The sequence below is a fragment of the Rhizobium sp. CFBP 13726 genome, assembly GCF_014841925.1.
Classification (GTDB): Bacteria; Pseudomonadota; Alphaproteobacteria; order Rhizobiales; family Rhizobiaceae; genus Neorhizobium; species Neorhizobium soli.
Genome location: NZ_JACYUU010000003.1, coordinates 597,693 through 610,993, shown reverse-complemented (window position 1 = coordinate 610,993; position 13,301 = coordinate 597,693). Strand labels below are relative to the sequence as shown.

General features: G+C 58.3%; 10 protein-coding genes. 3 read left to right on the top strand and 7 right to left on the bottom strand.

The features are described 5' to 3' along the window. Positions 1–310: 310 nt before the first annotated feature. Positions 311–778 carry a DMP19 family protein gene (locus tag IFT66_RS16860; RefSeq protein WP_192078273.1) on the top strand — a complete coding sequence of 156 codons (468 nt, stop codon included), beginning with the start codon at positions 311–313 and terminating at the stop codon, positions 776–778. Between the two features lie 519 nt (positions 779–1,297). Here the strand turns inward: IFT66_RS16860 and IFT66_RS16855 are convergent. The 3 genes from IFT66_RS16855 to IFT66_RS16845 all read right to left on the bottom strand — a co-directional run bounded on the left by IFT66_RS16855 (position 1,298) and on the right by IFT66_RS16845 (position 3,820). Continuing rightward, positions 1,298–2,023 (bottom strand): hypothetical protein, encoded by a 726-nt coding sequence (locus IFT66_RS16855; RefSeq protein ID WP_192078272.1) that lies wholly within the window; start codon positions 2,021–2,023, stop codon positions 1,298–1,300. 222 nt (positions 2,024–2,245) lie between these two features. After that, the gene (locus IFT66_RS16850) at positions 2,246–2,566 is read right to left on the bottom strand and encodes a ribonuclease E inhibitor RraB (protein WP_192078271.1); all 321 of its coding nucleotides are present in this window, start codon (positions 2,564–2,566) and stop codon (positions 2,246–2,248) included. A gap of 813 nt (positions 2,567–3,379) precedes the next feature. Next, a complete protein-coding gene (locus IFT66_RS16845) occupies positions 3,380–3,820 on the bottom strand; it encodes a hypothetical protein (RefSeq protein ID WP_192078270.1) in 441 nt (146 codons plus the stop codon). Positions 3,821–4,638: 818 nt separating this feature from the next. Here IFT66_RS16845 and IFT66_RS16840 point away from each other — a divergent pair. Both IFT66_RS16840 and IFT66_RS16835 read left to right on the top strand, forming a co-directional pair. After that, complete coding sequence (locus IFT66_RS16840; RefSeq protein WP_342344780.1) at positions 4,639–5,346, top strand: GGDEF domain-containing protein; 708 nt, start codon at positions 4,639–4,641, stop codon at positions 5,344–5,346. A gap of 48 nt (positions 5,347–5,394) precedes the next feature. Next, positions 5,395–7,161, top strand: coding sequence for a putative bifunctional diguanylate cyclase/phosphodiesterase (locus IFT66_RS16835; protein WP_092661266.1), 1,767 nt, complete (start codon positions 5,395–5,397; stop codon positions 7,159–7,161). Between the two features lie 84 nt (positions 7,162–7,245). Here IFT66_RS16835 and IFT66_RS16830 read toward each other — a convergent pair whose 3' ends face one another. The 4 genes from IFT66_RS16830 to IFT66_RS16815 all read right to left on the bottom strand — a co-directional run bounded on the left by IFT66_RS16830 (position 7,246) and on the right by IFT66_RS16815 (position 13,260). Beyond that, complete coding sequence (locus tag IFT66_RS16830) at positions 7,246–7,551, bottom strand: hypothetical protein (RefSeq protein WP_062453746.1); 306 nt, start codon at positions 7,549–7,551, stop codon at positions 7,246–7,248. A gap of 247 nt (positions 7,552–7,798) precedes the next feature. Further along, entirely contained in the window at positions 7,799–11,059 is a 3,261-nt protein-coding gene (locus IFT66_RS16825; RefSeq protein ID WP_192078269.1) for an error-prone DNA polymerase, read from the bottom strand. Between the two features lie 10 nt (positions 11,060–11,069). Beyond that, entirely contained in the window at positions 11,070–12,584 is a 1,515-nt protein-coding gene (locus tag IFT66_RS16820) for a Y-family DNA polymerase (RefSeq protein ID WP_192078268.1), read from the bottom strand. Further along, positions 12,502–13,260 (bottom strand): ImuA family protein, encoded by a 759-nt coding sequence (locus IFT66_RS16815; protein ID WP_192078267.1) that lies wholly within the window; start codon positions 13,258–13,260, stop codon positions 12,502–12,504. The genes IFT66_RS16820 and IFT66_RS16815 overlap by 83 nt, the downstream gene beginning before the upstream one ends. Positions 13,261–13,301 lie beyond the last annotated feature (41 nt).

Sequence of the window (13,301 nt, the reverse complement as noted above, 5' to 3'; positions counted from 1 at the left end):
TTGGCCAGAGTTCAATCCGTTGATCGAAACTCGCCGTTCACTCTTTCCACTGGATATCAGGCACCTAGATCTTTCGGCTGCATTTGATCGGGATTGGACCGATCGCGAGTATTATCGACGCTACCGCAGTCACCGTGAAGAAGGTCGTTGTGTCCGCTAAGGGCCGCGAGCCCGACGTCTGCTTTACGCCGTCTTCGCGATTCACGCTCTTGAGGTGCTTGTGGGTCACAGCGGATCATTCGTCTCCTGCACTGATACCCGTTGACTGGGGACTTTGAGCTGAGAAGCCTGTGAGATTGGACGGACCAAGATGATGACGACCTACAATAATCTGAATTCACTTGATGACTGGCTTCTGAGGCAGGCGATAGATCAGGCCGAACAAGGCATCTCCATCGAAGACCAGCCTATTCCACGGACGGTCGCAGTGCTTGGCCAGCCGGGCGTATATCTCTATGCCACGTCAATCTTTGACGGAGATGTCGGGAATGGCGGCGTTCAACAATTCTTTGACAACTCGTCCGGAGCTCTAGCTCCGACTGTACGTGATGCGCTGCAGGACATGCTCTTACCCAGCTACGCGCGCATCTTGGGCGGAATCATCGATGCATTCGGTGCACCCTTTCCCGTGAGTAAGCTTGATCGGAGTGACCGGATCGACAGCGACCCAAGCCTGCAGATCATCGTCGACCAAGCTGACGAAGCCATAGATGTTTGGAGCAGAGAGTACATCGTGGCTCGTGAGCGGTATGCAGCGAAACACAATTTCCTGCAGTAGAAGCGTCGAGGTTTGGTTTCGTAATCGCTAGTCGGCGATGGTATGGTCTTTGCCGCACTTGGCGCATTCTTTCATCGGCACGATCTGTTGCGGGAAATAAGTCACCTTGTCAGTCTTCCACAGAGATCGGGAACCGGACCGACAAAATATGGACGTCCACACCTCTCGCAATTGAACAAGAGGACTAGGGGCACGCCCGTCGTCAACCACAACAGTCCCATTCCTATCCGCGCGATGAAACCATAAGAGCGAGCAAGATGCTCCCCAATCATGAAGGTCATCAACCCAAAGATCGAGACAAACGAGGAAAAAATCCAGGCCTTTTGTAGAGGGTCATTCCGCTTCCAAACCGAATACTGCGTAAGCTACAAGATAATCAGACTTTTGACGTGATTGCACTAACCTGGCGTGAAGACGGACGATTCGCTTCGCATCTCCGAGCAAATTGAGCTGTAAAGCGAACGACCATCTGCGATTGCCGTTGGTCCGCTCGTGCAATTACGAACTTGCAAGCTCATGTCACTGAAGCCGCTGCTGAAGGAGTTGTTCTCGTCTAGCTATGGCTTTCTCAAGAAGCCAGGCATCGTTCGAGCCTATCCGCAACCTCGCTGTCAGGAGAAACGTCCGCATCTCCTCGCTAAGCATCCAAAAGCGCGTGTCTTGCACAATTTTGTCAGGTACGTACTCCCAATAAGCTCGCTCACAGGGACCACTCGCAAAGAGGGTGTCTGAAAGCATTACGTGGGCGAGCTGTAGGGCGCAGAGGTCGCTGGATGATTTCAAGAGCTTTGCTTGCTGTCGACTGGGGTCGATCTTCAATATCGCCAGTGCGACAAGCCACCCATCAGCAAGATAGTTGTCCGGGTGCTGCCTGAAAGCGTTTTCACAAGCTTCGACAAAAACTGCCTCCACGACTTGCTGCTCGTTTCCCGGCCAAGCCCGCCACTCTGCCGCCCGTAGTTTGAGAGCGATCACGGGAGGTGCAATGACAGCGGACTCCATTGCAAGGTCCAGGAGGCGGGGGAGGAAGTGCTTGTAATCGTCGATAGTACCAACCGTGGTCAATGCCGCCGAAGCGTATTCCTGAACGTCCGCAACGTCTAAAAGCCTCAGTGGCTTAGCAGTCAATTGCTTTAGTATCTTTTCGGGATTGCGCAACGGCGAAGCGTCAAGAAACGCTGGTTGCTGGTAGTAGGCGAACGCCTCATAGGCTCGGTCAAGCAGTCGGCGTAGCGTGGTGGGCATCAATCACAGACGAGCCTACTTGTCAGTCGTTCATCCTTGATAGCATCGCTGGTTCCAAACCGCTATGGTCAAGCCTGCTTCGGGCCGGCTAGCTAACGACGCATCAACCAGCGCTCCCAGAGCACTTTCTTACGTCAGCCATCATCCGATCGAGGGCGCCTACTTCGTGCTCGTCGCTACCTCGGCATGAAGCTGTAGGACAACAAACCCATCAGGCTTCCTCTATTCACCGAAGAACCCCCATCCATCCGTTCTACCACCGAACAACTTCGCCCGATCACCCAGCACCATCTCCAAGTCAGTGATTTCCGTGCAGCCGGGTACAACAATCGAGGTCACGATAACATCCCAGGGATCGAAATCTCTCTGAACGAAATCCACCTTTGCGGAGAAGCCATCGTCAGCAATTCTTTGGGCAAAGGCGTGCGCGGATGCCTGATCAGGAAAGACATGACAAAAGTCGATAGGGCGGGGTGACTCAAGCGCCAAACCATCGCTCTTCAGCTTCGAAAGGATATGATGATTTTCTTCGAACAGTAACACGTATGCGCTCCAGTGACTTGTATTCAGTTACAAGCTCTCGTCGACGCCTTGAACACAAGATGTCAACAGCTTCTTCGGCCCGAAAAGAGACCTCGGCAGCTTTGGCCCAAAAGTGCACTCAGCGCGCCGCTATAGTTCGTTTCGTCTAGTGTACCGCCTACGATACCGCTATGTCTTCTGACGTCATTCGACCAACCAAAAAGGCGAAGAAGTGACACCATCCAAAGCGTGCAAAGAGGCCTTTCTACACATCGTTGAGCCAGAGCTTCTTTCTTGGAAACTGTGCCAACATCCTAATGGGATGTCTTGCTATGGGGGTTGCGACTATGGGTATCGATGGGACCTGGCAGATACGAGAAACCCGAGGGATGTCCGTCTTGTTTCATTCTCAATTATCAATCCAGGCCAGCAGCTCGTAATCGAGGCTTTACGTGGAGTAACCATTGAGGATACCCCATCGAGCCTTCCCCTCGTCTACAGCAACACCAAAGGGGTCTTTCGCCTGACACGGAAATGGTCGATCCGGCGACCATTGACCGGCTGCATTTTTAGGTTTGAGCGCGGCACTGGGACGGCTACGGACGCGGCTTTTGCCCTGATGCATGAGGTTAGGGTTCGGCTGCCGAAACTTTATGACTATCTGTATCGTTGAGATGCGTACGCTCCATTCCACAAGATGAGACGTCCGTAGAGGCCCGACTGGACGGACAGCCGCGGCCCTCGCGACGGCATGAACACTCTAAAACTGGCAGCAGCCTTATGATGCATCTATGCCATGGGATCATCTGATGAGGTCGAAGTTGTGACCGTACCTTATGCGTCGTCATAATTGACCCAGCAGAAGCAGGGCTCATCTCGCGTAATCACATCAAGGCAGTTGCCCCCTGTGGCAAACCGATAGTGGGTTGATCCAGGTAGGGATATTTCGAAGACTTCGCGTTGCGCTGCCCAGAAGGGGCTTCCTTTGATCTTGTAAGCAAAGTGGTTAGGGATGTGTCCCACCGTTTCGAATCCGTGCTCTCCCAGCGGCAGATGCATGTCATCGATGACGCGGAAGATATCTACGTGCGGGAAGAAGACTTCAAGGAACCTGTTCTGCCCGCTTACTGAAAAGTACGCCCTCAGTTCGTTGGCACCTGATTGAGGTCGGTAACTCATTTCCATACGCACAAGGTCGGCCGCTGTCGCCCCTGCGTCGAGATCGAACTCCAATGCTTCGTATTTTATTGTCAAGTTGTGACCCGCCAGAATCATCTATGTGGTGTTGCGGTATGGCTGTATATGTCGTTAAGCACGATCTACGCTTGCGTTTAGTGCTGCCTCGATAGCAGCGTGTCGTTCGCGTTGAAGCATCAGATACGCGGAGTGTCTTTTTGCGAATGCATCGACCGCACCAAGCTCCTTTGGGTAGGCCTCACCGACGCTCTCAAAAAGGAATCCGTGTCGCACCAGCCTCTCGACTTTATTCCACTGCTTGATACCTGACATTTTCGGGGCCCTGAATTTGCGATTGAGGCCGATGCTTGGTCCGCCTTAGTGGGGACAGACCAAAATAGCATCCTCTCCTGATCCTCGCCTAAAACTCTTCCGGCACGGAAAGCACGCATACGGATGTAGATATTATGGCGGAGTCTTTTCGTTTCGAACCATATCTGCCTGGGGTCCCGCTTAAATCATTCCTTTAGACGAGCTGAAACTGCGAAGTAATACCGAGAAATGATGCGCGACCAAACGCGACACCAGAATTGGCATTCCGCGCGACAATTGCCCGAGAGACCGTCCGGCAATTGGGAACATTATCCGAGCGCAACTTCGAAAAGAGCCCATCGCCAGCACACTCCGTGAGCAGTTCAACCGGTCATGACCCGAGCGGATCTCACTGTCGATGATCCGAATTTGCCGCGCATGGAACAAGCCCAACATGTACGAGTATCTACGTACCAAATCGAGACGATTTGAGTGTTTGATATAGCGCTTTTCTTAATAGGCAGATGCTAATTCAGAATGTCTGAATCTAGGGTACAGCATTGCCGTTCGTCCACCTTATCCGTCAAGAGACTTCGAGACTGCGTGTGTTTGCAGGAACACTGCTTGGCACAGCTCTTTGCGTTGTCGCCGCAGTATTGGCCGACTCGTTTAATTTCGCGGAGATGTCGCAGGATCATTTTCGTCGCGCACTCGCGACAGACATCCTGCTCCCGACCCTGATCGGCGGGCCTTTCTTTTACTTTCTGTTGGAGAAGATCCGGCAACTCGCCGTGGCCAAGGTGGAGCTGCAGCGGCTTGCTTCGACAGACAGTCTTACCGCCGTGCTTAGCCGCGGTGCATTCGAAATGCTGGTCGAAGCCTATCTGGAAAGAGCGCGGGCGGGATCGCTTCCGCAAACGGGATCGTTTCTGATCGTCGATGCGGATCATTTCAAGGCAATCAATGACAGTCACGGGCATCAGGCGGGTGACCAGGCCCTGAAGTTGATTGCTGGGGCTATCAAGGAAACTCTGTCGCCGGCAGATCTTGTCGGACGCGTCGGCGGCGAAGAGTTCGCCGTCTTCCTGCCGGCTGTTGTCGATGACACGGCGTCGCGCACGGCCGAGCTGATAAGACAGAGGATCCGCGCACTGCCCTTCCCTAGGGACGTTGGCGAAGGGCTGCTGTCGGTCAGCATCGGCGGGGCCACCTTCCGCGAAAACACCAGTTACGAAGAACTGTTCAAGACGGCAGATCGCCGTCTGTACGAGGCAAAGGCGTCAGGCCGCAACCTTGTGAGAATGTCAATTTAAACGCCGTCCCAACTTTATCCCGAAAAGACATTACGACTGAGATATTACATGAAAACCAATGAGGAAATCCGTCTCGCCGCTCTGCACTCTTTGAAATTGCTCGATACGCCAGCAAGTGAGAGCTTCGACCGTATCACGCGCATGGCGAGCCAGATATTCGACCTGCCGATCGCGGCCATATCGCTAACCGATTCCGACAGGCAGTGGTTCAAGGCGCGTGTCGGGGTGGAGCACCAGTCTATTCCACGAGACAAGGCGCCCTGTGCGGCAGTGGCCGAGAGTACCGAACTTCTCGTCGTTCCGGACCTGTCCAAGGATGCGCACTACCACGACAGTGTCCTTGCAAAGACAGGCGTGCGTTTTTACGCGGGAGCACCGCTCACGACGCGCGAGGGGCATTGTCTCGGCGCCTTGTGTGTCCTTGGAGCCGAGCCGCGTGAGACCACCGAAAACGAGATTGCCAGTCTCCAGGACCTTGCCGCAATGGTGATGGCCCAGATCGAACTGCAACATGCGTATGGCAGGATCGAGCCGGTCAGCGGGCTTCCCAATCGTACCCAGTTTTCCGAGGACGTGAGCGACCTTCTCAGAGGACCGGCCTGGCGGACGGCCTATACCGGTGTCCTGATCGACCTTGCCGAGACGCGGCAGCTTGACGACCTTTCCCGCGTGATGGGAACAGCCGAAATCGATGCGAAAGTGCGCGATGCCGCACAGCGGCTCAGAGCGATCGTTGGCGGCAAAACAACACTTTATCACGTCTCCACGACGCAGTTTGCGTTCATAAGGGACAGAAATATCGCAGGCCTCGACTGCATGGTTTACCTCAGACAGCTGCTGGGTGACCTGGACGACGAGTCGGACCTCAGATTTCTGATGACGCCGGCAATCGGCGTCGCGCCGCTCAAACCCGACACCACGCCGTCGGATTTCCTGCGTGCCATGAGCAGCGCAGCGCAGGACGCTCGTCTGACAGCGACACATGTCGCGGTCTTTTCACAGGCCAGTGACGATCGCTACCAGCGGAGTTTCCGTCTGCTGCAGGATTTCGACAACGCCCTTCAAGGCAGCGATCAGCTATCGATCGTGTTCCAGCCGCGTGTCAGTTTGCCGGATGGCCATTGCGTCGGAGCAGAAGTCCTCCTGCGCTGGCTCCATCCGGAACTGGGAGCCATCTCCCCCGGCGAATTCGCTCCGATCATCGAGCAGTCTCCACATATAGGCAAGATGACCGCGTGGGTTCTGGATGCCGCTCTGCGCGAAGCCGGCAACCTGAAATCCAGGGGGGTAATCGTTCCGGTATCGGTCAATATCTCGGCGGCAAACCTCGATGAACCGGACTTTGTCCAACGGGTGCAACTGTCCCTCTTGAGACATGGTATCCGGCCGGCGATGCTGGAGCTGGAGGTCACCGAAAGCGCGATCATGAAGGACGCGGCAAACGCGCTGGCGAAGTTGCAGGCGCTTTCCGATGGCGGGGTCCGACTATCGATCGACGACTTCGGCACGGGCTACAGCAGCCTGTCCTATCTCCAGACCTTGCCGACCACCGTGGTCAAGATCGATCAATCCTTTATCCGCAGCATGGATGATGGCTTTCGCGAAACCAATCTCGTCAGATCGATGATCCAGCTGTCGCACGACCTGGGCTACCAGGTCGTGGCGGAAGGGGTGGAGACGACCGAGGCGGCCGAGGCTTTGAGCAAGATGGGTTGTGATGAAGCGCAGGGGTATCTTTTTGCAAAGCCGCTGTCTCCAGCCGCATTCGAAGAATGGTTCTTCGAGAGAAAAATGGAACACCAGATCGCATGCTGATCCGATAGGCTGCCGGCACGAGAAACACAGGATCTCGGATTTCCAACGCGCATCGTGTTTCAAGCTTGTCGGCTCTACCGGAAGCTAGATCAAGGTCGATGATTTCAAGACGCTGAAACTGTTGTCATGGTGCAATGCTATGACGCCTTCATGTTCCAGGGCGTAGAGCGCGTTCAGAAGTTCGTTTCTTGAATATCCGGTGGTCGCGGGCGTGTTCGCGATCGTCCCGAACTTGACCTGCGATGGCGGCCTGACCCGCAACCGTCTTAAAACATCCGTCACGGCATTGACGACTTCGATACGTGATTTCACGATAGCGGGCCTCCGGAGAACGGTCATCCCATAATCCGTTCTGTCTTCAACAACACCGGAGGGCTGACTTTGATCCATCAAAAAGACATATCGTGAGCACGCGCCCTCTCCCGCATGCGCGTGGTCTACGCTTTCAAGCGGGCATAGCGCCGACGCTATCAACGTCCGCGGTCAGTCCTGGAATGGATGACACGGACGAATTCCTGCGGATACGCAACCCGCCGCTCCAACCCTGTGAGGGAAGCCGTAACCGGGCTGGAGCACAGGCAAAACGGGACAGACTTGAGAGCAATATCAACAACGCTGTCTTTGACATCCTTGCCGGTCAATGGAAGTTTCTCGACTTGACCTTGAGCGTATCGATGTGGAGATCCGGGATATAGATGTCGCGCGTCGGGATGACAGGCTTCGGATTGTCGCGGGGATCAGGCCCGCTGCCATGTTTGGCTCCGTCGCCACGGCCGTACGGCAAGGGGAAGTCGCCGCCAAGCTCGCCGAGACTGGAGAGATCGCCGGAAAAGTCGAACAGGCGCTGGGCGACCAGATGCACGACCTCGCCTTCGCGCTGTATCCTGCCATGGATCGCCATCATCGAAGCCGACATGACGATCCGGCGCTGTTTCTCGAATAGCGAGGGCCAGACGACGGCATTGACGACGCCCGTCTCATCTTCGAGCGTCAGGAACATCACGCCTTTGGCGCTACCAGGCTTCTGACGCACGAGGACGAGGCCCGCGGTCCAGAGCCAGCGGCCATCGCGCTCACCCATCGCTTCGGCGCAGGTGACGATCCGCTTTTTCTTCAGTTCCGGACGCAGGAAAGACACAGGATGCGACCTCAAGCTGAGGCCCGTATGGGAATAGTCCTCAACGACCTCCCTGCCCTCTTTCATCGACTTGAGCGACACGTCGGGTTCCTGCATCTCGGCAACGACCTTTTCTTCACGCTTTGCGGCTGCCGCCCATAGTTCCAGCGGCTCGTCGCGCAGCGCCTTGATGTCCCAGAGCGCCTGACGCCGTTCCAGCTTCAACGACGGTAGGAAGGCATCGGCCTCTGCCAGCTTGACCAGCGACGCTGTCGGCACGCCGGATCGCCGCCACATGTCGTCGGCACTCTCGAAAGGCTGGTCAACACGGGCAAGAACAATTCTGGCAGCATTATTCAGCGGCAGCCCCTTTACCATGCGCATACCGAGACGAACCGCAAAGCGGCCGGGCCTTCCGGTCTCCTCCATCGTGCAGTCCCAGCGAGACCGATTGACACAGACGGGCCGGACCTCCACCCCGTGGTTGCGGGCATCGGTGACGATCTGGGCAACGCTATAGAACCCCATGGGCTGGGAGTTGAGGAGAGCGGCGCAGAAGATATCCGGATGATGGCACTTCATCCAGGAACTGGCATAGGCGATGAGGGCGAACGAAGCTGCATGGCTTTCCGGAAAGCCATAGGAGCCGAAGCCTTCCAGCTGGCTGAACGTCCGCTCCGCGAAGTCTTGAGAGTAGCCGTTCTTGACCATGCCGTTGACGAGCTTCTCCTTGAACCTCGACACGCCGCCCGTAAACTTGAAGGTCGCCATGGCCCGACGCAGCTGGTCCGCCTCGCCTGCACTGAAACCCGCACAGACCATGGCAACCTTCATGGCGCTCTCTTGGAAGAGCGGGACGCCGAGCGTCTTGCCAAGCACCGCCTCGAGCTCCGGCGTTGGATACTCCACCTTCTCCTTGCCCTCCCGCCGACGCAGATAGGGATGCACCATGTCGCCTTGGATCGGGCCAGGGCGGACGATGGCGACCTGAACCACGAGATCATAGAAGGTGCGTGGCTTGAGCCTTGGCAGCATCGCCATCTGGGCGCGGCTTTCGATCTGGAAGGTACCAAGCGTATCCGCCTTGCGGATCATCGCGTAGGTCTTCGGATCCTCCTGCGGAACGTCTGCCAGACCCATCGCTTCGTTCTTGTACTCCGCCAGCAGCTCAAAGGAGCGGGCCATGCAGGACAGCATGCCAAGCGCCAGCACATCCACCTTCATGAACTTCAACGCGTCGATATCGTCCTTGTCCCATTCCACCACCTGGCGGTCATCCATGGCGGCGGGCTCTATGGGGACAAGATCATCCAGCCTGTCCTGCGTCAGCACGAAGCCGCCGGGATGCTGTCCCAAATGGCGCGGCGCTCCCATGAGTTGCGAGGCAAGGTCGAGCGCCAGACGCAGCCGGTAGTCGGACGCGTTCATGTTGTTTTCCCTGAGCTGCTTTTCGCCGATGCCATCCTTCGACCAGCCCCAGACGCCGGAGGTCAGTTGACCGATCAGGTCTTCGGGCAGGCCGAGCGCCTTGCCCACATCGCGCAGCGCACCCTTGGTTCGGTAGCGGGTGACGGTGGAGCAGAGGGCGGAGCGCGAGCGACCATAGGTCTCGTATATCCACTGGATGACCTCCTCGCGCCGGTTATGCTCGAAGTCGACGTCGATATCCGGCGGCTCGTTACGCTCCATCGAAACGAAGCGCTCGAACAGGAGGTCTCCTGTTTCCGGGTTGATGCTGGTGATCCCGAGGCAATAGCAGACGGCGGAGTTGGCAGCTGACCCTCTGCCCTGACAGAGGATGTTCCTGGAGCGGGCAAAGCGGACGATGGAAAAGACGGTGAGGAAGTACGGGGCGTAGTTCATCTTCCGGATGAGGTCGAGTTCGTGCAGGATCGCCTTGCGGACCTTGTCGGGAATGCCTTCCGGGTAGCGTGCCGCCGCACCTTCCCAGGCGAACTTGGCCAGCGACTGCTGGGCGTCGAGCCCTGGCACAATTGCCTCTTCAGGATACTGGTACTGCAGCTCGCTCATGTCGAAACGGCAACGCTCGACGATCTCGCGGCTTCTTGCGAGAGCTTCGGGATAGTCGACAAACAAGCGGTGCATCTCCTCCGGCGCCTTGAGGAAGCGGTCAGCATGCCGCTCCCGGTCAAAGCCGACGCTGTCGATGGTGGTGCGGTTGCGGATGCAGGTGACGATGTCCTGAAGCTGTCGGCGGCCGGGCTCGTGGAAGAGCACATCGTTGGTCACCACCGTCTTCACCTTGTGACGCTGCGCCATGTTCGACAGATCATGCAACCGCAGCCGGTCGTTCGGACGCCGCCGCAGGCAGAGCGAGACATAGGCGCGGTCACCAAAGACTGCGGCCACCTTGCGGAGCTGACCCGCATAGATATCGTCCGCCTCATCCGGAATGAGGATCGCGATGAGGCCCTCGCTATAGGCCTCGACATCAGCAAGGTCGAGAACGCACTTGGCCTTTCCGCCCCGGCTTTTGCCAAGCGTCAGCAGCCGGGTGAGCCTGGAATAGGCGAGCCGGTCCGTCGGGTAGACGAGCAGCGACATGCCATCCGTGAGGTCGAGATGGCAGCCGACCACCAGGCGCACCCCGGTTGTCTTAGCCGCCTCCCAGGCCCGGACAATGCCGGCAAGCGAGTTGCGGTCGACGACACCAAGGGCGTCGATGCCCAGTGCGGCGGCCGTGGCAAACAGTTCTTCCGCGGAGCTTGCACCGCGCAGGAACGAGAAATGCGTGGTCACCTGGAGTTCGGCATAGCGCATAGTTCAAGCCTCACCCGAAGATGCCGTGGAGGAACCATTTGTGTGACCCCGTGCCTGCATCGACGCCGTCGCCGGCGCGGAAGACCCACAGCCGATCGCCGTGCTCGTCCTCGACCACGAAGTAATCGCGCACCGCCTGCATTTCGCGCGGCCGGAGCCACCATTCGCCGAAGATGCGCTCGGGCCCATCGGCACGAACGATGCGGCGGCGCTTGCCGCGCCAAGTGACGACGACTGGCGGCTGGTCGGGCAGGACAGCCATGGTTTCGATTTCTTCGGGATAAGCCAGCAGCCGTGACGGCCGCGGCCACCTGGCTGCCCACTCGGCACCCGTCTCGACGGCCGTCGGTCCGATCCGCCGGAGAGATCGTTCCGGAACGTCGGAGGCCACCGGCGTGATGCGGTAAAGGCGCTGGCCCCGGTTGCCGAGAATATCGACAAGCGGCGTCACATCCACCACCGCCTCTTCTACCAGCGCGTTTGCGACCTGCTTTATTTCCAGCGGCTCGGCCATGACCGCCACCAGCACCATCCGCTCGATGCCGAAGCCCGGGTCGATCTTTTCGATACGGTCACAGAGAAGCTTTGTCAGGCGGGCAGGATCACGCACGGGCTTGGCAAGTCCTGCTCGAAGACACTGGCGTGTGTTGTCGACGCGATGGATGATCAGATCGGAGCGCCGGACGCCCAGCCCCCGCTCCTCCAGCTTTGCCGTCAGTTGCGCCACCAGCCGGCGGACGTATTTTGCAATCGTATCGGGCGCACCGATGGGCTCCTGGAAATTGCGCGCCACCTCGACCAGATCCGGCGTGCGCAACGGCTCGATGGGTTCTGCAAGACGGCCGAAGAGCTGATCGAGACGGCGTCCGACCTCTGGACCAAATCGCAGTGTCAACGGCGCACGCGGCAGTGCCGACAGCTCTCCTACCGTGTCGATACCCAGGATGCGCAATGCCTGGATCGTATCTGCCGCAAGCCGCAGACAGTGGATTGGAAGTCCGATCACGGCCTTGGTGACATCACCGCGCGGCACCACCGTCGTTTCGTTCGTCGTCAGTCGCGCCAGTGCATGCGCCGCACCCCAGGTATCGGCGACAGCGGCACGTGCCGTCAGGCCCTTGCCGCGGAGACCGTTGACAACGCCGGAGATCAGCAGCTCTTCACCACCCTGAAGGTGATCGGCACCTTCGGTATCCATGACGATGCCATCCGTTCCATCCACGGCAACGACGGGGCTGTATTGACGAAGCGCCCATAGCGCCAGGCGCTCGACGGCTGCGGCGTCGGCAACGGGATCGGCGTCCACCATATGAAGGTTGCCAATCATCGCCTGTGCCTTGCTGGCAGCCATGCCGACTTTGAGGCCCAGCTTGCGGGCAGCCGTATCGGCTGCCGATATCCAGCGTTTCGAGCCGCTGCGCGAGACCACGACCAGCGGCTGGTCAACCGACACGGCTTCCTCGCCATGCCGACGTATCCGATCCGTTGCTAGATAGGGGAAGTAAACAGACACGACCCTCGGCATCGCAGGCTCCTAACTCAAACTCGGCACATTGCCCCGCCTTTACCCGCATCAATTCCGCCAGCCACCTCGCCCGTCCCACGCCGGCGACAGGAAGCGGCTCGGACGGCAGGGTGCTGATCCTCCAGCGTGTTGTGGACGCCGTCGGCTGACCGTAGTCGGAGGCCTCCGTCTGCCGTCGCCAGCGCCGGACGACCAGGCCGAGCGTCCCCGTCTTCTCGGCAGCCAGTTGAAGACGCCGCGACGCGGTCATCGGCAGCCTCACCAGTTCCCCGACGACGGCCGCCAATCCCCCGAAGGACAGCCCCTCTTCCATCGAGGCAAGCACGTCCTCCTCCCTGTCCGCTTCGCAGTAGATGACGCGATCCGGGTGAAGCCCCGCCTGCGACAGCGCCGGCGCAAAGAGATCCGGCCGGGTCAGGCACCAAAGAACCTTTCCCTTGGCCCGGGCCGCAATACCTGCCGCAAACAGGGCGGCCGCGGCACCATCGATTGTACCCGCCCCGCCGCCTGCAATTTCATGCAAGGCGCCATAGGCAAGCCCCCCGCCCGGTAATCGCTCGTCGACGTCAGGCACCCCGAAGGGCAGCACAAGCGCCTTGCGCGACACGCTGCCTTCCAGATGCGCAATCCGGTCTCTCAGTTCCTCGACAAGCCTTGAGGCAGGGGCATGCGACATCGTTCACGGCCCTCCTCAAGGTTCGCGTTGCACAGGACTTC

Bases quoted from the DNA above. Each gene is read 5' to 3' on its own strand.
- IFT66_RS16860 (WP_192078273.1), top strand. From the start codon at position 311: ATGATGACGACCTACAATAATCTGAATTCACTTGATGACTGGCTTCTG.
- IFT66_RS16855 (WP_192078272.1), bottom strand. From the start codon at position 2,023: ATGCCCACCACGCTACGCCGACTGCTTGACCGAGCCTATGAGGCGTTC.
- IFT66_RS16845 (WP_192078270.1), bottom strand. From the start codon at position 3,820: ATGATTCTGGCGGGTCACAACTTGACAATAAAATACGAAGCATTGGAG.
- IFT66_RS16835 (WP_092661266.1), top strand. From the start codon at position 5,395: ATGAAAACCAATGAGGAAATCCGTCTCGCCGCTCTGCACTCTTTGAAA.
- IFT66_RS16830 (WP_062453746.1), bottom strand. From the start codon at position 7,551: ATGGATCAAAGTCAGCCCTCCGGTGTTGTTGAAGACAGAACGGATTAT.
- IFT66_RS16825 (WP_192078269.1), bottom strand. From the start codon at position 11,059: ATGCGCTATGCCGAACTCCAGGTGACCACGCATTTCTCGTTCCTGCGC.
- IFT66_RS16820 (WP_192078268.1), bottom strand. From the start codon at position 12,584: ATGCCGAGGGTCGTGTCTGTTTACTTCCCCTATCTAGCAACGGATCGG.
- IFT66_RS16815 (WP_192078267.1), bottom strand. From the start codon at position 13,260: ATGTCGCATGCCCCTGCCTCAAGGCTTGTCGAGGAACTGAGAGACCGG.